This window comes from Flavobacterium sp. MFBS3-15 (assembly GCF_026107645.2).
In the GTDB taxonomy this organism is placed as follows: Bacteria; Bacteroidota; Bacteroidia; order Flavobacteriales; family Flavobacteriaceae; genus Flavobacterium.
In genome coordinates, this window is the sequence record NZ_JAPCHV010000007.1 from 1 (window position 1) to 23556 (window position 23556).

Annotated in this window: 20 protein-coding genes and 1 rRNA gene; 16 read left to right on the forward strand and 5 right to left on the reverse strand. The window is 44.5% G+C overall.

Features of this window, described 5'->3' with window-relative positions:
* Positions 1-2: 2 nt before the first annotated feature.
* The 3 genes from rrf (at position 3) to OGH69_RS07265 (ending at position 1203) form a co-directional block, all read left to right on the forward strand.
* Positions 3-111 (forward strand): 5S ribosomal RNA (gene rrf, locus OGH69_RS07255).
* A 117-nt stretch (positions 112-228) separates the two neighbouring features.
* On the forward strand, positions 229-834 hold the full coding sequence (locus OGH69_RS07260) for a hypothetical protein (RefSeq protein ID WP_265173792.1): 606 nt from the start codon (positions 229-231) through the stop codon (positions 832-834).
* 72 nt (positions 835-906) lie between these two features.
* A complete protein-coding gene (locus tag OGH69_RS07265; protein ID WP_265173793.1) occupies positions 907-1203 on the forward strand; it encodes a hypothetical protein in 297 nt (98 codons plus the stop codon).
* Between the two features lie 70 nt (positions 1204-1273).
* Here OGH69_RS07265 and nth read toward each other — a convergent pair whose 3' ends face one another.
* The 5 genes from nth to OGH69_RS07290 form a co-directional block, all read right to left on the reverse strand.
* Positions 1274-1918, reverse strand: coding sequence for an endonuclease III domain-containing protein (gene nth, locus OGH69_RS07270; protein ID WP_265173794.1), 645 nt, complete (start codon positions 1916-1918; stop codon positions 1274-1276).
* A 72-nt stretch (positions 1919-1990) separates the two neighbouring features.
* A complete protein-coding gene (locus OGH69_RS07275; RefSeq protein ID WP_265173795.1) occupies positions 1991-2182 on the reverse strand; it encodes a hypothetical protein in 192 nt (63 codons plus the stop codon).
* Between the two features lie 26 nt (positions 2183-2208).
* Complete coding sequence (gene msrB / locus OGH69_RS07280) at positions 2209-2604, reverse strand: peptide-methionine (R)-S-oxide reductase MsrB (protein ID WP_265173796.1); 396 nt, start codon at positions 2602-2604, stop codon at positions 2209-2211.
* 15 nt (positions 2605-2619) lie between these two features.
* Complete coding sequence (gene msrB / locus OGH69_RS07285) at positions 2620-3135, reverse strand: peptide-methionine (R)-S-oxide reductase MsrB (RefSeq protein WP_265173797.1); 516 nt, start codon at positions 3133-3135, stop codon at positions 2620-2622.
* A complete protein-coding gene (locus OGH69_RS07290; RefSeq protein WP_265173798.1) occupies positions 3132-4001 on the reverse strand; it encodes an alpha/beta fold hydrolase in 870 nt (289 codons plus the stop codon). The genes msrB (OGH69_RS07285) and OGH69_RS07290 overlap by 4 nt, the downstream gene beginning before the upstream one ends.
* Positions 4002-4077: 76 nt before the next feature.
* Here OGH69_RS07290 and OGH69_RS07295 point away from each other — a divergent pair, with 76 nt between their 5' ends.
* The 13 genes from OGH69_RS07295 (at position 4078) to OGH69_RS07355 (ending at position 23351) form a co-directional block, all read left to right on the forward strand.
* Positions 4078-6018 (forward strand): alpha-1,4-glucan--maltose-1-phosphate maltosyltransferase, encoded by a 1941-nt coding sequence (locus OGH69_RS07295; protein ID WP_265173799.1) that lies wholly within the window; start codon positions 4078-4080, stop codon positions 6016-6018.
* 2 nt (positions 6019-6020) lie between these two features.
* The gene (locus OGH69_RS07300) at positions 6021-7646 is read left to right on the forward strand and encodes a maltokinase N-terminal cap-like domain-containing protein (RefSeq protein ID WP_265173800.1); all 1626 of its coding nucleotides are present in this window, start codon (positions 6021-6023) and stop codon (positions 7644-7646) included.
* Between the two features lie 329 nt (positions 7647-7975).
* A complete protein-coding gene (locus OGH69_RS07305; protein ID WP_306354364.1) occupies positions 7976-8293 on the forward strand; it encodes a GIY-YIG nuclease family protein in 318 nt (105 codons plus the stop codon).
* 263 nt (positions 8294-8556) lie between these two features.
* Positions 8557-10464, forward strand: coding sequence for a 1,4-alpha-glucan branching protein GlgB (gene glgB, locus OGH69_RS07310; RefSeq protein ID WP_265173801.1), 1908 nt, complete (start codon positions 8557-8559; stop codon positions 10462-10464).
* A 111-nt stretch (positions 10465-10575) separates the two neighbouring features.
* Positions 10576-12975 carry a glycoside hydrolase family 31 protein gene (locus OGH69_RS07315; RefSeq protein ID WP_265173802.1) on the forward strand — a complete coding sequence of 800 codons (2400 nt, stop codon included), beginning with the start codon at positions 10576-10578 and terminating at the stop codon, positions 12973-12975.
* Between the two features lie 31 nt (positions 12976-13006).
* Complete coding sequence (locus tag OGH69_RS07320; RefSeq protein ID WP_265173803.1) at positions 13007-13822, forward strand: M48 family metallopeptidase; 816 nt, start codon at positions 13007-13009, stop codon at positions 13820-13822.
* Positions 13823-13945: 123 nt separating this feature from the next.
* On the forward strand, positions 13946-15229 hold the full coding sequence (locus tag OGH69_RS07325) for an MFS transporter (protein WP_265173804.1): 1284 nt from the start codon (positions 13946-13948) through the stop codon (positions 15227-15229).
* Between the two features lie 56 nt (positions 15230-15285).
* On the forward strand, positions 15286-16008 hold the full coding sequence (locus OGH69_RS07330; RefSeq protein ID WP_265173805.1) for a hypothetical protein: 723 nt from the start codon (positions 15286-15288) through the stop codon (positions 16006-16008).
* A gap of 127 nt (positions 16009-16135) precedes the next feature.
* Positions 16136-17431, forward strand: a complete 1296-nt coding sequence (locus OGH69_RS07335; protein ID WP_265173806.1) for a DUF6252 domain-containing protein — start codon at positions 16136-16138, stop codon at positions 17429-17431.
* Between the two features lie 190 nt (positions 17432-17621).
* Entirely contained in the window at positions 17622-20072 is a 2451-nt protein-coding gene (lon, locus tag OGH69_RS07340; RefSeq protein WP_265173807.1) for an endopeptidase La, read from the forward strand.
* A 107-nt stretch (positions 20073-20179) separates the two neighbouring features.
* A complete protein-coding gene (porQ, locus tag OGH69_RS07345) occupies positions 20180-21199 on the forward strand; it encodes a type IX secretion system protein PorQ (protein ID WP_265173808.1) in 1020 nt (339 codons plus the stop codon).
* Between the two features lie 2 nt (positions 21200-21201).
* Positions 21202-21894: a (d)CMP kinase gene (gene cmk, locus OGH69_RS07350; RefSeq protein WP_265173809.1), complete on the forward strand. Its 693-nt coding sequence runs from the start codon at positions 21202-21204 to the stop codon at positions 21892-21894.
* 80 nt (positions 21895-21974) lie between these two features.
* Positions 21975-23351 (forward strand): nucleoside permease, encoded by a 1377-nt coding sequence (locus tag OGH69_RS07355; RefSeq protein ID WP_265173983.1) that lies wholly within the window; start codon positions 21975-21977, stop codon positions 23349-23351.
* Positions 23352-23556 lie beyond the last annotated feature (205 nt).

Below are 23556 nucleotides of genomic sequence, written 5' to 3' on the forward strand. Positions count from 1 at the left end.
CTTAAGGTGATTATTGCGGCGGGGCTCACCTCTTCCCATCCCGAACAGAGAAGTTAAGCCCGCCTGCGCAGATGGTACTGCATCTTGTGGGAGAGTATGTCATCGCCTTTTTTTTGAAAACCCTTCATCGGTTAGATGAAGGGTTTTTTGTTTTTTAAATACTATACATTTAGCCATATGAATTATAATAAAATGCTAATTTTGCACATCTAAAACCAATTAATACGTATGAAAATAAAATTATTAGGGCTAATTATGATGGCATTTTTATGTGTCGGTAAATTTTTTGCACAGGACTCAATTCCCAGTGTGGAAAAATCAATCAAAGGTATACAGGTAGGGGAGTCCGGGTTGGTTTTTAATTACGAATTTAAACTGGCGAATCAATTTTCCCTGCGTACTGAGGCTGGACTTACGCTCGCCTTTTTTACTTATAAAGATAACCCTTGGACTATATCTGACGAAGGAAAAACGTATGTAGTCGCACTACCTGCATTTACCGTTGAACCAAGATGGTATTACAACCTTGGCAGGAGGGTAAGAAAAGGTAAAGACATAATCAGGAATCGAGCTAACTATTTTTCTTTAATGGCACACTACAGCGGTGGGTGGGGAGCTATAAATCCAAATGAGAATATTGATGAAGTCCCTGACTTTTTAGCAATTATACCTACATGGGGAATGCGCAGGACTCTGGGGAATCATTTTAATTATGAGCTGGGTGCTGGTCTGGGCTACATGTATACATCAAAGTATAATGATTTTGGTTATAGTCATAAATCTGAAGGCGAGATGGTGGTATATGTGCGAGCTCGTTTCGGATTCGATTTCTAAACTTTAGGATTTCTTTAAAACAACAACCTCTTTTGGTTTACTAACTTTGAAGTAACACTAAACCACAATGCTATGAAAAAGTTTATTGTAACCCTTGCCACTATTGCCGGAATTACGGCTTCAGTGATTACTTATGAAGATGTAAATACCGTAATATCAGTATTCCAGGACAAGCAATATAAGAAGATAGATGTTGCTGCCATTCCTAAAGATACCCTCAATAAGATTAAAAAAGATTACGGCAATTATACCGTGAAAGAAGCATATAAAGCTGATGATGGCGAATATAAACTGGTACTTAGCAAAGACGGCGTTGACCTGACAGCGACTTTTACCTCGACAGGCAACCTGATAAAAATATTGAACTAAAGAAGCTTCGGCTTCTTTTTTTGTGGTTTTGTGGGATTTGAGTCCACTGAAATATCTGAAATGTAATATTTTAATGCTTATGTAGTTGGCAGTAATCACAATGCTCACTTACAATGCATTCGCTGTGTTTTGGATTTGTTGGACGGCAAATTTCGCGTCCTAAAAACGACAGTGCCATCCCAATCTCGCCCCACATATCCTTAGGCAATACTGCCATCATGTCCTTTTCGATCTTATCGGCATTTTTACCTTTTGAAATGCCCAGCCTCGGCGCTACACGTAGTACATGCAGGTCGACAAGTATTCCTTCAGCTTCGGCGCCTGCTTCACGCAGTATAACATTAGCCGATTTCCGTCCTACACCTTTTAAAGCAACCAGTTCCTTCATGGTGTTGGGAATGTTCTTGTCTTCTTTTACGGTTTCGGCTATCTCCTGCAGCCAGGTAATTTTATTGCCATGGAAGCGCACTTTTGCCAAAGCTTCCGTCAGTTCAGCGGTGTTGGCTTTGGATAGCGCTTTCATGTCAGGATATTTTTTGAAGAAATCTACGGTTACTTTATTGATATTGGCATCGCTGTCTTGGGCAGCAATCACCACCATCACCAATAACTGGTAAATATTTTTGTAATGCAAAGGGTGTTCCTTCCCTTTATATTTTTCGATAAGCGGACGCAATGCTTTGGCCCAGTCTTTCGTTTCTTCAAATAAGTCCATGGTAATAAAATTACGGAGTTTGCAGGAAAAAGAAAAGCCTTCGGATAACCACAGGCTTAATTTATAATCAGTTTAATCTAATCCCCTAACCATTTTTTGTATTTCAGATTTCAGGCTATGCTCTGATATTGTCTCACCATTATCCGATTCATGGATTCTGTTTTTTAACTTATCATTCAATATGAGGCGATCAATGAGTTCGTCAATTGTCATTTCATCCGGCATATTATCGATGTAAACCTTTAATTCTTTCTTTGTTATCATTGGAAATTAATTAAAAATACAGTTGGCTATTCCTCCTTCAAATCCACCGAGGCGCTGTTTACACAATACCTTTGCCCGGTTTCGGTAGGGCCGTCATCAAAAACGTGGCCGAGGTGGCTGCCGCAGTTGGCGCAAAGTATTTCAACGCGCTTCATACCAAAGGAATTGTCAGCTATATACTCTACTTTGCCGGGAATGGATTCGTCGAATGAGGGCCATCCGCAACTGGACTGGAATTTCGATTCACTTTTAAATAAAGGCTCACCGCACGCTCCGCAGCAATAGGTGCCTTTATCAAATGTCAGATTGTATTTTCCGGAATGCGGGAACTCGGTTCCTTTTCCGCGCAAAATTTTATAGCGTTCAGCGCCAAGGAGTTCCTTCCATTCAGCCTCTGATTTTTTTACTGGATAATTGCTCATGATTTGTCGTGTTTATTATTTCTTTGCCGGTATAAATTTAATGGACACCGAGTTGGTGCAAAACCTGTTACCTGTAGTTTCTTCCGGGCCATCGTCGAACACATGCCCCAGATGCCCGCCACAATTGGCGCACATTACTTCAGTACGCACCATCCCAAGGGTTTTATCCTCTTTATAGATTACCGACCCCTCAATAGCCTGGTCGAATGATGGCCAACCGCAGGATGAATCAAATTTAGCATCGGATTTGAACAGCGGGTTGCCGCAAGCCGCGCATACATAAACGCCTTTTTCGAAATGCTTGTAGTACTCACCGGTAAATGGCCTTTCGGTAGCCTTTTGTCGCAATATGGCATATTCCTCTTCTGTCAATACTTTTTGCCACTCTGCATCAGTGGTCTTCATGTTGAGCCCTTCTTTTTTTACAGGCAATTGTGCAGTATCATTTTTTACCTCAGTTTTTTTCTTTTCCTGTCCCTGGCATGATGTAAGCGAAACAAGTGCAATCATTACTACAAGTATCTTTTTCATTGTTCATTGTTTAAAAATTGGATTATCTTTTTAATGACTTTACTGTCGCCGAGAATCTTCCGGTGGCCTAGACCTTTGGTAACAACAACTTCGGCATTAGCCAGGTGTTGCGCGATATGGTGTACCGCTGTTACGGGCACATCTGCATCGTCTTCGTCATGGATGGCAAGTACAGGTACAGTAACGTCCTTTGCCGCTATATACGCCGAATAGCTGTTAATGGTTTCGCCGAACTTCTTCTCAAACATCCGTATCATCAGTTCTCCTGTTGCAACATTCATGCCCAATTTTTGCGAAAAATCATCCATGATGTCTTTAATAATGTCGCCACTTCCTATAATAACGGCCTTTTTCACCTTCAATCCCCTTTTAATCGAATTCAGCACCGACATCGCGCCAAGCGAATGCCCTATTGCGTATTCAAACGGGCCGAGTTGTTTCTCCAGCTCAAGGATGCACTTAATGAATTCGGTCATGTCGCTTGTTTTGCCTTCCGATTTTCCGTGTCCGGGGGCATCGAAGCTAATAGTCGAATACCCGCATTTCAGCAGCTTATCGGCTATGGAATGCAGCTGTGTGCCGCGTCCGCTCCAGCCATGTACCAGAAGCACTTTGCGTTGGCTCTCTCCGTAGTGGTAAACATTGATACTTTTCTTCAAAGCAGGGATTTCTACTATTTGCTGGCGGCTTTTGCTGTCCATTTCTTCCTCTCTTTTTGGAAGCTTGAATTTCATAGGTGTCGTAAACAGCTTTATTGCAAATTTTGCAGCCAATTTGGGCGAAGTCACCTCCAAAATTTTAGCGGTTACCAGTATTGGCTTAGGAATTCTCAATGATGACTGGTGTTTTTTATTTTTTTCTGACATTTCGCTAAAACTTTAAGGCAAGTTATTAATTGAATATTTTTTGGCTATTTTTAGAAGTCTTAAAATTACAAATAAAATGCAGGATCAACGCAGGGTACACATTGAAAACATACAGCCCCAGATAAACAATGGGCAAAACTTCATCAAACGCATTACAGGTCAAAAAGTAAACGTTACTGCCGATATCCTTTCGGATGGGCATGATGTAATGGCCGCTGTGGTGAAGTTTCGCCATGAGAAAGAAAAGGCCTGGAAGGAAAATCGTATGCATGAAACCGGTAATGATACATGGGCCGGAGAGTTTACCGTAGAAAAACAAGGCTTTTATAGTTATTGTGTGGAGAGTTGGGTAGATTATGCCCTTAACTGGCAGTATGGTACGTTGCGTAAGATAAAAGACAACCAGCGCGTGACTTCAGAATTATTGGAAGGTGCTGAATATGTAAAGGCACTGTACGACAAGGCTACCAGGACTGAAAAGGCATATCTGCAAAAACTGGAGAAACTGTTTACAGACACCAGCTCTTATGATACAGCCATTGCCGAAGCGACGTCGGATACGCTGAAAGAAATCTTCAAAAAATATCCGGCGAAAATACTGTCGCACCAGTCTTCTGAATTACGTGTGTATGTCGACAGGCAAAAGGCATTGTTCAGTACATGGTATGAGTTTTTCCCAAGGTCGGCATCATCCGAACCAGGAAAACACGGTACCTTCAAAGACTGTGAAGCCCTTTTGCCACGCGTTGCCGCAATGGGATTTGATACATTGTACTTCCCTCCTGTACACCCTATTGGCGAAGTGAACCGCAAAGGAAGGAACAACGCTACCACAGCACAGCCTGACGATGTGGGTTCCCCTTGGGGCATCGGTTCGCAATATGGCGGGCATAAAAGCACGCACCCAGAATTGGGTACGATTGACGAATTCAAATCGCTGGTCAATGCGGCTACAGCGCAGGGGATAGAGGTAGCGATGGACTTCGCGTTGCAGGCCGCGCCCGACCATCCGTATGTAAAGGAGTTTCCGCAATGGTTCAAATGGAGGCCCGACGGTACCGTACAATATGCAGAGAATCCTCCAAAAAAATACCAGGACATATTGCCGATATACTTTGAGTCGGCCGACTGGAAAAACCTATGGAAGGAACTGTTGAGCGCCGCCCTGTTTTGGGTGGAAGAGTGCGGCATCCGTATATTTCGTGTGGACAATCCGCATACCAAGCCGTTCTATTTTTGGGAATGGCTAATCGCCGAAGTGAAGAAAAAATACCCGGATGTGCTCTTTCTGGCGGAAGCCTTTACCCGTCCGAAAATCATGGATGAGCTCGCAAAAGTAGGATTTACGCAATCCTATACGTATTTTACGTGGCGTAACAGCAAAGCTGAGCTTACAGAATATGTAACTGAACTGACGAGGTCACAGCAGAAGGAATTCTTCCGCCCGAACTTTTGGCCCAACACACCGGACATTAACCCGTTCCCGTTGCAGGGAGCGAATGAAGCGACGCATTTGCAAAAGTATTTCCTTGCGGCAACCTTAAGCTCAAGTGTTGGCATCTATGGGCCCGTGTTTGAATATATGGTGACAGACGCCATTCCCGGGCGTGAAGAGTACATGGATTCGGAAAAATATGAAGTGCGCCACTGGGATTGGAAAAAGGAGAACAAGATTACAACCCTTATTGGCAAGATCAATAAGATACGGCAGGAAAACCCATCGCTGCAGCAAACAAACAACATTGAGTTCTGCGATATTGATAACGACCAGCTTATTGCCTACTATAAATATGACGACAGCCGCCAAAACGAAACCCTGATGATCGTAAGCCTTGATGCTTATTATTCAAAGTCGGGATGGGTAAAAGTACCGCTGCAATCGCTGGGCATACACGAAGGCCACAACATTGTGGTAACCGACCTGATAACCGGCAACAGCTACCATTGGGACAAAGAATGGTGCTATGTAGAGCTGCATCCTGCACTGCCGTTTCACTTATTTAAAATCCAGAAATAACCATGGCAACTTCCATTCAGGACACATTCAACGCACCGTTTGTTTTCAGGGCCGACTGGAAATCAGCCTTTGAGGATGAGGAATTTGTAAAAGTATTTTCATCGGACATACTGGAGAATTACATCCTCAAAAAACGTTGGTATGGCGGCAAGGCCAGTACGCTCAAGTACATTGAGGTAGTGGATTATTTCAAGATTGCCTCCGAAAAGAACACCTATTATGGGGTCCTGATTGAAGTGAATTACAAAGAAGCATTCCTGCAGCATTATTTCATGCCGGTGGCTTTCATGGCAGAAGACGAACTTGACACCAAGACCCTTATTGCCCCTGTAACACTAAACGGGCAGGAAGGCTATTTGGTAGACGCACTACATCAGGAGGATTTCCGCAGGCTTGTATTTGAAAGCATCGTGAATGGTGCCAAAAATGATGCATTCAATGTGAAGTACCACAAAGGCAAGTCGCTATCGAAAGAGACTAAATATGTCTCATCCCGCTTCATGGGCATTGAGCAGAGCAATACCTCCATCATTTATAATGACAACCTGGTGCTGAAGTTTTTCAGGAGGATTTACGTGAGCACGAACCCTGATTACGAGATAAGCCGTTTCCTCACGGAGCGCATGAAGTTTAAGCATACGCCGGCTTACAAAGGCAGCATTAATGTAGCTATGGCCGATGACAACATTACCTTGGGCCTTATGCAGGAACTTGTGCCCAACCAGGGCGATGCGTGGAAGTACATGCTCGAGGCGGTAGATGGCGTTTTCGACAACCTTAATGCCAAGAAGATAAAGATCGATAAGCTGCCCGACCTGGAGCTTTTCAAAACGATAAAGATAAACAGCATTCCGCCGGAAATCATAGACTGGGCGGGGCTAACTTTGTTTTTAAGGATAAGGACACTTGCACAGCGCACCGCCGAAATGCACATTGCACTGGGCGGTGACACCACCGACACCTCGTTCACGCCTACGACTTACAATGGTGATTATACTGTGTGGCTCAAAAACCGCCTCATCTACCAGTTCCAAAACAGGCTGAACACGATAGAGAACAACCTGCACAAGCTGGACGGGCTGGCGTTGGAACTGGCGCATCAATTTTTGGACAAAAAGAAAGAGATACGCAAGCATTTCCTCGACTTCGATTGGACACAGCTCAAGAGCGAGCGCATCCGCATACATGGCGATTACCATCTGGGGCAGGTGCTGGTAAATGGTGATGACTTTTACCTGCTCGATTTTGAAGGCGAACCCGAAAGCACCATTCGCGACCGCAAGGTAAAGCAACCACCGCTAAAGGACGTAGCCGGGCTGTTCCGCTCGTTTCATTATGCGATTTACGCGACCATATTTAATAATAAGGACAAATACCCATTTGAGCAGGAAGACCTTTTCAAGGCCGGCGAGCTGCTGTTCAATTATATGGTGGGCGTGTACCTCGACACCTATGTAGAAAAGGCTCAGGAAGGCAACCTGAACATCGGATACAACAAAGAGATAGCATTCCTTTTAAAATACTGCATACTTGAAAAAGCGGTGTATGAACTGGGCTATGAATTGAACTCAAGGCCGCGATGGGCGGTGATACCTTTAAGGGGGATAGCGAGTATAATGGGGTATTGATTTCAGATTGTGTAAATCTCTTATGTACGTTTGTCAGTTCGAGCGCAGTCGAGAACAGTCGGTATTAGAAAAACTTAATTTGAATTATATCGCATCTCGACTGCGCTCGATGTGACAACGGGTTGCGATAATTTAACGTAAATAATGTTATGTACGTTTGTCAGTTCGAGCGCAGTCGAGAACAGTCGGTATTAGAAAAACTTAATTTGAATTATATCGCATCTCGACTGCGCTCGATGTGACAATGGTTATCGATAATGTTAACGTAAATAGTTTTATGAAACGTTTGTCAGTTCGAGCGCAGTCGAGAACACTTAAGAACAGAAGTTATGATGAAATTTTACTATGTATATATGCTTCGGTGCAGGGATGGAACTTTCTATACAGGAATTACAAATAACGTTGACGTAAGAGTTGATCAACATAATGCAGGAATTAAACCTGACTCATATACATATTCCAGAAGACCTGTTACACTTGCTTTTGTACAGGAATTTATGGATCCGGTTCAGGCAATAGCTTTTGAAAAACGGTTGAAGAAATGGAGTAAGGCAAAAAAAGAAGCTTTGATAAAAGGAGATTTTGATCTTATACAAATACTTGCTGAATGCCGTAATGCAACGCATAGTAAATATAAAACAGATTGATGCATCTCGACAGCCCTTCGACTCGCTCAGGACAGGTAGCTCAATGTAATAACCCTGATCGACAACATTAACGAGAATAATGTTATACACTTTTATCAGTTCGAGCGCAGTCGAGAACATTAGGTGAACGAGGAACTTAATTGGAATTATAACGCATCTCGACTGCGCTCGATGTGACAACGGTTTACGACAATTTAAACGTAAATAATGTTATGTACGTGTCAGTTCGAGCGCAGTCGAGAACAATAAAACAAAACAAATAAATGAAAACAATAGCCCATTCCCTTTTTACCGATTTTGATATCGACCTGTTCAAGGCCGGAAAACACTACCGCCTGTACGAAAAACTGGGTGCGCACCTTACTGAAGTGGACGGCCAGAAAGGCGTTTACTTTGCCGTCTGGGCGCCATCGGCGAAGGCCGTATCGGTAGTTGGCGATTTTAACTACTGGCTGGAGGGCGAGCATGCGCTCAATGTGCGGTGGGACGGCTCGGGGATTTGGGAAGGGTTCATTCCCGGTATTGACAAAGGGACAAAATACAAATACAAGATACATTCGCATCACAACGATATAAAGACCGAAAAGGCCGACCCTTTTGCCTTTTACTGCGAAACGCCTCCCAATACCGCATCGGTAGTTTGGGATACAAAGCACAGTTGGAAGGATGCGAAATGGATGGGAAGCCGTATCGAAAAGAACGGACTCGATAAGCCTTATTCTGTCTATGAAGTGCACCTGGGGTCCTGGCGCAGGGCAGAGGGGGGAAGGTTCCTCAGCTATATTGAGCTCGCCGACCAGCTTGTGGCTTACGTTAAGGAAATGAATTTTACCCATGTCGAGTTCATGCCCATAATGGAATACCCGTATGACCCTTCCTGGGGTTATCAACTCGTGGGTTACTTCGCCCCGACATCCCGTTTTGGCAAACCAGAAGATTTTATGATGCTGGTAGACAAACTGCACCAGGCCGGCATCGGCGTGATATTAGACTGGGTTCCGTCGCACTTCCCCAGCGATTCGCACGGGCTGGGCTTTTTTGACGGGACGCACCTTTATGAGCACCCGGACATCCGCAGAGGCTACCACCCAGACTGGAAGAGCCTCATCTTCAATTATGGGCGCAATGAAGTACGCTCATTCCTGATTAGCAATGCTATTTTTTGGCTCGATAAATACCATATCGATGGGCTTCGAGTGGATGCCGTGGCCTCAATGCTTTATCTCGACTACTCCCGAAACGAAGGCGAGTGGGAACCGAATATTTATGGTGGAAGGGAAAATCTCGAAGCCGTTAGCTTCCTGAAAGAAATGAATGAGGAAGTGTACCGCAGCTTTGAAGGCGTACAGACCATTGCCGAGGAAAGTACCTCGTTCCCGATGGTGTCGCGGCCAACATACATTGGCGGCCTGGGCTTCGGGATGAAGTGGATGATGGGTTGGATGCACGACACGCTTGAATATTTCAAGAAGGAAGCCATTTACCGCCAGCACCACCAAAACGACCTGACCTTCAGCATGACGTATGCGTTTACCGAAAACTTCATGCTGCCGCTTTCGCATGACGAGGTGGTATACGGCAAGCACTCCATTCTGGGGCGCATGCCGGGTGACGAATGGCAGCGCTTTGCCAACCTTCGCCTGCTGTATAGCTTTATGTTTACACATCCCGGTGCCAAGCTGCTCTTCATGGGCGGGGAATTCGGGCAAAGCGGGGAATGGAATTTTGAGCAGAGCCTCGACTGGCATTTGCTGGAATACGACTACCACAAAGGCATCAAAAATACCATAACGGCACTCAACAAGCTCTATAAAAAACAGCCGGCATTGTACGAAAAGCAGTTCACAGCAGAGGGCTTTGAATGGATCAATTACGGCGACCATGAAAATTCGGTCATATCATACATCCGCAAAGGCAATAACCCTGAGGAGAACCTGGTTGTGGTTTGCAATATGACCCCCGTCATCCGTGAAGACTACCGCATCGGCATTCCGGCAAGCGGTAAGTTGAAGGAAGTTTTCAACAGCGATGCTGCGGAATTTGGCGGAAGCGGAGTTTCTAACAAAAAGCTAAAAATTGAGGCTATCCCGTGGAATGGCAGGGAGTACTCTGCTTCTATGACATTGCCTCCGCTTGGGGTGTTGGTATTTTCATTAAAACAAAAGGCATAGCCGGCATTGTAAGCCAATAGTTATCAACAGGCAACGTTTTCGTAAGAGTTAACATTGTTAAAATTCGCATCAAACCTATATATTTGATGTTTTGCACTTTATACAGCATTTATGATCATAAATACAGAGCTCGAACGCAAGGGAGACCTTTATCCCTCCAAAATAGTAAAATTCAGCAAAGAGGTCGACAGCGCCTTTTTTTATACTGATAATAATGTAATCCTTAAAGTAACCGTGTTCCGGGACAGCCTTTTGAGGTTCCGGTTTACAACCAAGGGCTACTTCAGCGATGACTTTTCGTATGCCATTGCCGAGAACCATTCCCGTGGCTTCAATAAGTTTGAGGTTACCGAAGAAGCGGAATACTACAAGATTCTCACCAGCAAACTGGAGTGCCACATTCATAAAAGTGACCTGCGCACCGGTATTTACGACATTAACGGTAATGTGCTGCTGGAGGACGAGCAGGGCTTTCATTGGGAAGAAATCTATGAATATGGTGGCAATGTGGTCAAAATGAGTAAGGTCTCACCTGATGGTGAGAACTTCTATGGCCTTGGCGACAAGGCAACCCACATGAACCTGAAGGGTAAGCGCCTGGAAAACTGGGCCACCGACCAATATGCCTACCAGAAAGACCAGGAGCCGCTTTACAAGGCAGTGCCGTTTTACATTGGCCTCCACGGCAAGGATGCTTATGGTGTGTTCTTCGACAATACGTTCAGGAGCTTTTTTGACTTTTGCCATGAGCGCCGCAACGTGGCCAGCTTTTGGGCCGATGGCGGCGAAATGAACTACTACTTTTTCTATGGCCCGCAAATGCAGGATGTGGTTACGTCGTACACCGACCTTACAGGAAAGCCGGAACTTCCGCCGTTATGGGCGTTGGGGTACCACCAATGCAAATGGAGCTATTATCCCGAAAGCAAGGTGAAAGAGGTTGCGGCAAAATTCCGCGAACTGCAGATACCTTGCGACGCCATTTACCTCGATATTGACTACATGGAAGGCTTCCGCTGCTTTACATGGAGCAAGGAATATTTCCCCGACCCAAAACGGATGGTTTCCGAACTGGCTGAAGACGGCTTTAAAACAATCGTGATCATTGATCCGGGCATCAAGATTGATCCGGAATATCCGGTGTATAAAGAAGGGATAGAGAACGATTATTTCTGCAAGCGCGCCGACGGGCCGTACATGAAAGGTAAGGTTTGGCCCGGCGAATGCAACTTCCCTGACTATACCAATCCCGCGGTACGCGAATGGTGGGCAGGGCTTTTCAAGGAGCTTATTGCCGATTTTGGAGTAAAAGGCGTGTGGAACGACATGAATGAGCCTGCAGTGATGGAAGTGCCTACCAAGACATTCCCACTGGATGTGCGCCACGATTATGACGGCCATCCGTGCAGCCATCGCAAGGCACACAATATATACGGTACCCAGATGGCGCGCGCAACCTATGAGGGTGTAAAGCGATTTTCATACCCTAAAAGGCCGTTCATCATTACGCGTTCGGCCTATTCCGGGGCGCAGCGCTATACCTCTTCATGGACAGGCGATAACGTTGCTACATGGGAACACCTCTGGATCGCCAACGTACAGGTCCAGCGCATGAGCCTCAGCGGCATGGGCTTTACCGGCAGCGATATTGGGGGCTTTGCGGAGCAGCCCACCGGCGAGCTGTATGCCCGCTGGATACAGTTGGGCGTGTTCCACCCGTTTTGCCGTACGCACTCGTCAGGGCATCATGGGGAACAGGAACCATGGGCATTTGGGGAAGAGGTGATTAATGTTACCCGTAAGTTCATTGAGCTTCGTTACCAGCTCCTGCCGTATCTCTACACCATGTTCTGGCAATATATAGACGAAGGCCTTCCAATGCTGAAGCCGTTGTTTTACTATGACCAGGAGGATACACAAACGCATTACAGGACTGACGAGTTTATTTTTGGCAACCACATACTGGTTTGCCCGATACTCGAACCGAATGCTGTGGGCCGCAGGATGTATGTACCGAAAGGGCAGTGGTACAACTACTGGACTAATGAGCTTGTAACAGGCGGCAAGGAAATGTGGGTTGATACCGCCTTTGACCAAATACCGGTATTTGTTAAGGCGGGTGCCATCATCCCGAAATATCCAGTGCAGCAATATGTGGGCGAAAAAGAAATTGAAGAGCTTACGCTTGATGTATATTTTAAGGAAGGTAAAGAAACATCAGTGGTGTTTGAGGACGCCCAGGATGGCTATGACTATACTAAAGGCAGGTATGCGCTAAGAACATTTAGCCTTACCGGCAAAGACAACGATTTGGTTATCCGCCAGCATAAGGAGGGTAAATACATTACGCCTTATTCAACATTTAAGATAAACCTTACAGGGTTGCCATTCGCCGTAAAAAGCATAGAGGTAGATAACGAAGAAGTATCATTTGAAGACCTTAAATTAAATATTCACAATAGTTTAACTATAAGCAAGGATTTTTCGGAATTGCATATCAAAGGGATTTAGTAAATTTGATGAAAATTAAAGAATTTAAGATATGAAACGAAGCTTGCTTACCGTATCGGGCATCCTCTTCATTTTGGTTTGCGCCTGTACCACCAATCCTTTTACAGGTAAAAAGGACCTGAACTTTGTGTCTAATGACCAAATATTCCCTGCGGCCTTTGCGCAGTATGACCAGTTCCTGAAGGAAAACAAAGTAGTTACCGGCTCAAGCCAGGCGGCAATGGTAACAACTGTTGGGCAAAAAATCAGGGCTGCTGCCGAAAAATATCTTAACGCCAATGGCTACCAGGGCTATCTCGAAGGCTATCAATGGGAATACAAACTGGTACAGGATCCTGCGGTAAACGCCTGGTGCATGCCCGGGGGGAAAATTGTAGTGTATACAGGTATACTCCCTATAACTAAAGACGAAGCAGGGCTTGCCACGGTAATGGGCCACGAGGTGGCGCATGCATTAGTAAACCATGGGGCTCAGCGTATGAGCGCGGCGCAATTGCAGCAGCTTGGAGCGGTGGGTGTAGGTGTGGCGGCATCAGGCAAGAGCGAAACTACACAGCAAATATTGATGCAGGCATATGGCCTTGGCACCGAGTTTGGTGCAATGCTGCCATTTAGCAGGAAGCATGAAACAGAAGCAGATGATATAGGGCTAATCCTTATGGCTATTGCGGGTTATAATCCGGACAGGGCCATTGACTTCTGGCAGAGGATGTCGGCTAACTCAGGCGGGGGTGCACCACCGGAATTCATGAGTACGCACCCATCGGACTATACACGCATCAGCAACATAAAAAGCCAGATACCTAAGGCTAAGAAAGAAGCCGCTAAGTTTGGAGTAATATATTAATTGGTTTGTAATATCCTGAAAAGCCGCCCGAAAGGGTGGTTTTTTGCATTTATGTAAGCTTAATGCATCAGTTTGCAATTATTCCAAAAAATACATTAGCTTTGGTTTACAAACCAAACATTTATGGCACAACCTGAAAAAGGCAGCAAAAAGCTCCTTACCGCCTGGGCTTTCTATGACTGGGCCAACTCTGTTTACAGCCTCGTCATCGCCTCAGCTGTATTCCCTATTTTTTATAACCTTATCATTCCTGAAGGGGAGATGCTTAATGTGTTTGGCACCTCAATGAAGGGAACGGCGCTCATCAGCTTTGTTACGGCATTTGCATTCCTTATCGTAGTGTTTATTTCGCCACTGCTGTCGGGTATCGCCGATTACGCAGGGAATAAGAAAACATTCCTCAAGCTGTTCTGCTACATTGGTGCACTGTCGTGTATCGGGCTGTATTGGTTTGAAAAGGAAAATCTGTACATGAGCCTTGTATGTTATCTGTTCGGACTTGTGGGCTTTTGGGGCAGCCTTGTGTTTTATAACTCCTACCTTCCGGACATTGCTTATCCCGAACAACAGGATGCCGTAAGCGCGCGTGGCTATTCTTTAGGTTATATAGGCAGTGTTGTATTGTTGGTTGGGGTGCTTGGTGTTTTGTTGAGTGCAGAGGATGAAAACAAAATGGAGGTAATGCGATTCTCTTTTGTAGCAGTCGGCATATGGTGGATCCTCTTCAGTCAGTACAGTTATTATTACTTGCCTAAGGGCGCGAACAGGAATAAGGTTACCCGCGATGTAATGCTTAACGGCTTCCGGGAACTGCGAAAAGTGTGGCTGCAGCTAAAAGAAAATATAGTTTTAAAAAGATATTTAGGGGCATTTTTTGTATACAGTATGGCGGTGCAAACCGTGATGCTTGCGGCAACCTATTTTGGAGCCGAGGAAATCAACTGGCCGGATGATGAGGCAAAAAGCATGGGGCTTATAGTAAGTATTTTGCTGATACAGCTCATTGCCGTGGCAGGGGCGCTGCTTACGTCAAAGCTTTCCGCTAAAATAGGCAATATCAAGACACTCATTTACATCAACGCGGTTTGGGCTGTCATTTGCATCTGCGCCTGGTTTGTAACTGAGCCGATGCATTTTTATGTAACGGCGGGCTTTGTAGGATTGGTAATGGGTGGCATACAATCGCTTTCGCGCAGTACGTATTCTAAATTCCTGCCGGATACAAAAGATACCGCTTCCTTCTTCAGCTTTTATGATGTGACCGAAAAAATTGGCATCGTGATAGGAATGCTGCTATATGGCGCTATCGACCAGGCATTCCATAGCCAAAGGTATTCGGTGGTTTTCCTTACGGTATTCTTTGTGGTAGGGCTTTTGCTGCTTTTAAGGGTGCCGAAAAAAAGTTAAAAGGATAGATATATTTTATATATTTGGCACAACCTAAAAAATAAACCAATAAATTTATGAAGACTTTCAAGTTGCTCTTTGCTGTGCTGATTATTGCCGTGGCAGGCGTTTCATGTGACTCTGAACCTGTAGATCCGGTTGTGACGGATCAGGATCCGAATGAAAATCCCGGAGGAGGGAACAATAACGGTGGCAACAATGCTGGTGACGGTACTTACTGGCCTTTGGCAATGGGCAACAAATGGATATACAACATAAGCAATGGCACTACTACAGAGGTGACTATTTTAGGCACTGAAACTTTAGATGGCCAAACATGGTATAAGTTTGGGCAGGAGAATACTGGCGCTACGGGTAACAGTTTCTTAAGGATAAGTGATGGAGATTATTTTTTGAGAAGTTCAGCGCTAACCGCCCAGGGTGCCTCGGTTACAGGTATTAACTATGTAGTCCTTAAAGACGACATTGCCGTAAACGACACTTGGGAAGATAGCTTTACACAATCCATTTCTTATGGTATACCGGGCTTTCCTGATGTAGAATATCCGGTTGAGATTGATGGCAAAATATTAGAGAAAGGCATAAGCTATATGGTTGAGGGCAATGCCTACACAGATGTAATCCATTCAAGGGTGTGGCAAACCATGACTGGTGATGGTTTTGTGATTATAACCACTACCGATACCTGGTATGCAAAAAATGTGGGAGCAATCAAAACGGTAACATCCACCTCCGAAGAAACTATAACACAAACGCTTGTTTCTTACGAACTGAATTAATGATACAAGAAGCCGCCCCATCGAGGGCGGCTTTACTTTTTTGCAGGATTGACTATTAACAAAATAAGGTTTTTATATTAATTTAAATATTTTATATTTGAGACCTTAAAAACAAAACGAATTTGCTATGAAAAAACTGAACTTGTTATCGGCTTTTATGCTGCTGTTTATGGCAATTGGCTTCACTTCGTGTGACTCTGAGCCGGTAGACCCGCTTCTGATAGGCAATGAAGAAGAACCTACAGGCCCTGCAATTTTTAAAGTAGACTTTAGCGGCGCTACCTATACTGCCGACGAGGCACAGGCCGTAGTAACTGGAAGCTCTATCATGATTTCCGGTATAAAAACATCGAACGGTTCGGTATTTGCGCTAAGCGTTCCTGCTACAACTACAGGCACTTATGATGGCGGCGATGGCGTAATGATGTCCTATAAGCCTACTCTTGCTTCAACATTCATGTATATGAACGTGGATCCAACGCTGGAACTGGAAGATCCTACCGGTACTATAACAATTACTTCAATAAATACGACTGCCAAAACGATATCCGGTACATTCAACTTTACTGGCTACTGGTCTGACGAAACGGCCAACCAGCCAAACATTGCCTTTACTAACGGTTCCTTCCAGAACATTCCGTATACAGGAAATGTTGGTCCACAGCCTACATCACTGTTCAAAGTAAATATAGATGGTACGCTTTATACTGCAGACGAAAGTCTGGCAACTATTGGCGAAGGCCTTATATCGGTAGCCGGCATGAGGGGTAATAATGGCGAAATGGTGGCTATTATTGTGAATGCTACTACTACAGGTACTTATACTGACGCAGCAATCATGGCATATTACGAAAGTGACGAAGACGAGAATGGTTATAACAACTTCCTTGAAAACCCGGGTACGGTTACGATATCCAATATAGATACGGTAAACAATACCATCTCGGGTACTTTTAGCTTTACCGGTGTAAACGATGCCGGACAGGAAAAAGTATTTACCAACGGTGTTTTTGAAAATGTTCCATATACTACCGAAAATACCAGTGACGATGTTCTTAAAGCTACGGTTGATGGTACCTTCATTGACTATGCCAACAGTGTTGCAGTCACATTTGTAGGAGTTGGTAACGATGGCAATATCGGTATCGTAGGTATTGGCGCTGATGGCGCTGGAATTCGCCTTTCTATTTCAAATGCGCTCGCAGAGGGTATTTATCCTATATCAAATGCAACAGATGCAACTGTAAGGGGGTATTTCAGTGTGAGTGAGGACAATGAATTTGCAGCATCTACAGGTTCACTTACTATTACGAGCAAGGCAAACGGGCGTATAGCAGGTACATTCCAGTACACAGTTACCGATGGTAGTAGTACTGTACACCAGGTTACAACAGGCCAGTTTGATGTGGAATACGACTGGTAATACGGTCAATAAAATATATAAAATCCGCTACGGCGGATTTTTTTATGGCATAATGATTGGGGTATAGTGGTAGGATTTTTAGCTATGTTTTACGCTTTTAATCTGTAAGCCAATAGGTAAGGGGCATATCATAGTTATGAAATGCTTTTTGAATGGATATGTTTAATGACAAAATGACCTTTTAAAAGATATGTCAAATCGTAAACTAATAAATATTGACAGTTTGTCACTCCAGGAAATCGATACGGATGCGGAATTAATACCGCTGATGACATCGGAAGACGAGGAGGAAATGAATAACGAACAGCTCCCTGCCGAGCTTCCCATACTGCCGTTGCGCAACATGGTGCTTTTCCCCGGTGTGGTAATACCAATCACTGCGGGTAGGGATAAGTCTATAAAGCTTATTAATGATGCCAATGCTGATGCCAAAATTATTGGTGTAGTAGCTCAAAAGGACGAAGCAGTCGAAGAGCCTGGTGCAGAGGACATCAACAAAGTAGGTACTGTAGCAAGAATACTTCGCGTGCTCAAAATGCCTGATGGTAATACTACCGTAATCCTGCAGGGTAAGAAACGTTTTGAAGTCGATACAGTAACCACCGACCAACCCTACCTGAAAGCTACTACTAAAGAAGTAAGTGAGGAAAGGCCGGGTAAAAAGGATGCGGAATTCAATACCATCATTGAGTCGATTAAGGAGTTGGCAATCCAGATCATTAAGGAAAGCCCGAATATCCCTACTGAAGCGACTTTTGCCATAAAGAATATAGAAAGTGATTCGTTTTTGGTGAATTTCGTATCATCTAACATGAATCTTTCAGTAAAGGAAAAGCAGGACCTTCTTGCTATCAACAACCTGAAGGACCGTGCACTGGAAACTTTGCGCTACATGAACCTTGAGCTTCAAAAGCTGGAGTTGAAGAACGATATACAAAGCAAAGTTCGCTTTGATCTTGACCAGCAGCAGCGCGAATATTTCCTCCATCAACAGATGAAGACCATACAGGAGGAACTGGGAGGTGTGTCGCACGATCAGGAAATTGAGGAAATGCGCCAAAAGGGCCGTTCTAAAAAATGGAATGACAAAGTTAGGGCACAGTTTGATAAAGAAGTAGCCAAGCTACAGCGGACTAATCCGCAAGCCGCAGAATACGGCACACAGCGTAACTATTTGGAATTGATGCTCGACCTGCCATGGAATGAGTTTTCAAAGGACAACTTTGACCTGAAGCGTGCCGAAAAAATACTGCACCGCGACCATTATGGCCTCGATGATGTAAAGAAACGTATTATTGAATACCTCGCGGTACTAAAGCTGCGTAACGATATGAAATCCCCTATTCTGTGCCTGTATGGGCCTCCGGGAGTAGGTAAGACCTCGATAGGTAAGTCGGTTGCCGAGGCATTGGGCAGGGAATATGTACGCATCTCTTTGGGAGGCCTTCGCGATGAGGCCGAGATAAGGGGGCACCGGAAGACCTATATTGGCGCCATGCCGGGCCGGATTATCCAGAGTCTTAAGAAGGCTGGTACATCTAACCCTGTATTTGTGCTTGATGAAATTGATAAGCTAAGCACCAGCAACCAGGGAGACCCTTCTTCGGCTTTGTTGGAGGTACTCGATCCGGAGCAGAACAAGGAATTTTATGACAACTTCCTCGAAATGGGCTTCGACCTTTCAAAGGTGATGTTCATTGCCACATCGAATAACCTGGGTACCATACAGCCGGCCCTTCGCGACAGGATGGAAATCATACACATGACAGGCTATACCATTGAGGAAAAGATTGAAATCGCTAAAAAACACCTGTTGCCAAAACAGATAAAGGAGCACGGGCTGACGCCAAAGGATATCCAACTTGGCAAAAAACAGCTGGAGAAAATTGTTACCGGTTATACACGCGAGTCGGGTGTGCGCGGACTGGAGAAGCAAATAGCTAAAACCGTACGCCATATTGCGAAATCAGTGGCGATGGAGGAAGAGTACGAGCCAAAAGTTACTGAGGAAGAAGTGGTAAAAATACTTGGTGCTCCAAAAATGGAACGCGACAAATATGAAAACAACGAAGTAGCCGGTGTGGTTACAGGCCTTGCCTGGACCAGCGTGGGTGGCGACATCCTTTTCATTGAGTCTATATTGTCTAAAGGCAAAGGGCACATGACTATGACCGGAAATCTGGGTAATGTGATGAAGGAGTCGGCAACGATTGCTTTGGAATACATAAAATCGAATGCGGAAAGGCTTGGCATAAGTCCGGAAGTGATAACCAACTACAATGTACACATTCACGTGCCGGAAGGTGCAACACCTAAAGACGGCCCCAGTGCTGGCGTTGCGATGCTGACCTCACTGGTGTCTTCATTTACTCAAAAGAGGGTTAAGAAGCATATGGCCATGACGGGAGAGATCACGCTCCGCGGTCGTGTATTGCCGGTGGGAGGTATTAAGGAAAAGATACTTGCTGCAAAGCGTGCCAATATCAAAGAAATTATCCTGTGCGAGGAAAACAGGCAGGATGTTGAAGAAATCAGGCAGGATTACCTTGACGGCCTGACTTTTCATTATGTAAAGGAAATGTCTGAAGTCATAAAATTTGCAGTTACCGACCAAAAAGCGAAAAACGCAAAGGTGCTTTAATACGTACATATAAGATGAAAACGGCTAAAATTTCTTAGCCGTTTTTTTATTTAAAAAATAATATCTTCGCACCTGCGTTATAGTATGCACAAAACATATTGCAAACAATGTTTAAAAACGGGCTCTTATTTCTTTTCTTATTTTGCACCACTTTGTCTTTTAGCCAGATAGGAGGGAAATATACTTACCAGTTTTTAAACCTGGTTACTTCGCCACGCCAGTCGGCACTTGGCGGAAAAATTATCACCCTTTATGATTACGATGTGAACCAGGGCATTTACAACCCTGCAACAATCAATCCCGAAATGGACAATCACCTTGCTGTGAACTATGGCAGTTATTTTGGCGAAGTTACTTATGGGACAGCTGCCTATGCTTACACCTATGACCGTCATGTACAGACTTTTCATGCCGGTGTAAACTATGTGAACTACGGTACGTTTGAAGGCCGCGATGAAATGGGTATGCTTACTGGCGACTTTACAGGCAGCGAGATCGCCCTGTCATTCGGGTATGCTTATAATATTCCTTACACCAGTATTTATCTTGGTGCAAATGGCAAACTCATATCGTCAACCCTTGAAAGTTACAATTCTTTTGGGGGCGCAATAGATCTTGGGGCTATTTACATTGATGAGGATAACGATATTAATATAGCCCTGGCCATACGCAATGCCGGGATGCAGTTTACAACTTATGCAGGATTGCGCGAACCTTTGCCGCTGGAAGTGATTGCCGGTATTTCGCAGGAATTGGAAAATGTACCGCTGAGGTGGCATATTACCCTTGAAAACCTGCAGCAGTGGAATATTGCCTTTTCAAACCCCAACAGGTCAGAGGAAAGCATAGATGGAGGCAGTACAGAAGAAAAGGTATCGTTTATGAACAATGCCCTGCGACACGTAATCCTGGGTGCAGAACTTTTCCCCGGGAAAAGCTTCAATATCAGGGTAGGCTATAACTTCAGGAGGGCAGAGGAATTGCGGATTGAAGACAGGCGAAATTTTTCGGGAATTTCGGCCGGCGTAGGCTTAAGATTTAATAAATTGCGGTTCGATTATTCGTACTCAAGATATACCCTTGCGGCCAATACCAGCTTGTTTGGGTTAACCATAAACCTGCAATAGCCTTGGATAAAAAAATTACCATTGCCATAGACGGCTTTTCCTCGACGGGCAAAAGCACACTTGCCAAACAGATTGCCGCCCATTTGGGCTATGTGTATGTGGACAGTGGGGCAATGTACCGTGCCGTAACGCTCTATGCCATGGAAAACGGGTTTGTATCGCCAACACATCTGGATAAGGAGGGGCTGGTAAGCAGCCTGCCTGACATAAAGCTGGAATTTCACTTTAATCCCGAGGCCGGTTTTGGTGAAATGTACCTTAATGGGCAAAATGTGGAGAAAAAGATACGTACGCTCGAAGTTTCAGGGCTTGTGAGCCGGATAGCCGAAATATCTGAAGTGCGGGCAAAACTTGTAGAACAACAGCAGCATATGGGCGAGAATAAAGGCGTGGTGATGGACGGCCGCGACATAGGTACTGTGGTGTTCCCGAATGCCGAGCTAAAACTGTTCATGGTAGCCAGCGCCGAAACCCGTGCGCAGCGTCGTTTTGATGAGCTTACACAAAAAGGCGAAACAGTTACCTTTGAAGCTGTACTGGAAAATGTGCAGCAGCGCGACCATATTGATTCCAATCGTGAGGATTCCCCACTTATACAGGCCGTAGATGCCATCGCAATAGACAATTCCAACCTCTCAAGGGAAGAGCAGTTTGAACTTGTACTGGGCCTTGTAAATGAAGCGACACAACTTTAACGATGTAGCTATCCCCAATAATCTTTTTTTTCATAGATTTACCGCCGTTAAGAAAATGTTAATTTAGCATGCAGAATTTTATGGGCATAAAGAACCGTCTTGTTATAATGAGTTTCCTCCAGTTTTTCGTATGGGGGGCATGGCTGATTACGATTGCAAATTACTGGTTTGGGACAAAACATTGGGATGGTACCCAATTTGGATTGGTATTCAGTACAATGGGGTTTGCATCCCTGTTCATGCCGACGTTAACGGGTATCATTGCCGACAGATGGATAAATGCAGAGAAGCTTTATGCGGCACTTCATGTGTTATATGCAGGTACGTTATTCTGCCTGCCGATGGTTGAGGATCCTACAACCTTTATCTATGTAATGTTCATTGCAATGTGTTTTTACATGCCTACCATTTCATTGAGCAACTCTATTTCATATACGTCCCTGAAAATGAATAATGGTGATGTGGTTAAGGATTTCCCTCCTATACGTGTATGGGGAACTATTGGGTTCATTGTAGCCATGTGGATTACTAACCTGACAGGCAGTAAAGCCACAGAGTACCAATTTTATATTGCAGGAATAGCTGCGGTTTGTCTTGGACTATATGCGCTCACTCTTCCTAAATGTGAGCCGCAGGGTAATACAAAGGAGAATTCTTCATTATCTGAAACGCTGGGTTTAGGTGCTTTTAAGCTTTTTGGAGATTACAAAATTATGCTGTTCTTCATTTTCTCAATGTTCCTTGGGGGAGCTTTACAGCTAACCAATGCTTATGGTGACGTGTTCCTAAGCGAATTTGAGAATTTCCCTAAGTATGCCGATTCGTTCGTAGTAGAATATTCGACAATAATCATGTCAATATCCCAAATTAGCGAAACTCTGTTCATCCTTGCAATCCCATTCTTTTTGAAACGTTTCGGTATCAAACAGGTAATGCTAATCAGTATGCTGGCATGGGTACTAAGGTTTGGCCTTTTTGCGTATGGCGACCCTGTAAACGGCCTGTGGATGATCATTCTCTCTTGCATTGTATATGGCATGGCATTCGATTTCTTCAATATATCAGGCTCGTTGTTTGTAGAGACTACTACAAGTGCCAAGATACGTTCGTCCGCCCAGGGGCTGTTCATGATGATGACCAACGGTATAGGTGCTGTATTGGGCTCGGTAACTTCTGGATGGGTAATTGACAAATATTTTACAAAATCATTTGCCAATACAACCGAACTGTCATCGTATCTTGATACTGCCCCAGACAATGCGCATATGATGTCATTCGTACAGAAAAGTGGTGCTACGGCTGATGCACAGGGGATTTTTGATAAAGCAGTGACCATGAGGGAATGGCACGACATATGGATTACTTTTGCAATTTATGCATTAATTATTGCCATAGCTTTTGCCATAATGTTTAAGCACAAACATGACCCTTCGGTAGTAGCCGATATAAAGCATTAAAATTTCCGGTATTCAAAAATATGCAGGCTGTCTATTTAGGCAGCCTGTTTTTTATTCGGGCTACTCCCGTCGTACCATATACTCTATCTGCTTCTCCCCGATAGCTATCGGGAACCCGCAGGATGACGCTGAAATCGCTCACGCAGAGAACGTTGAGGATTGGTGGTTAGGATAAAACATCAGGCATTTTTCGGTGTGAGTGAAG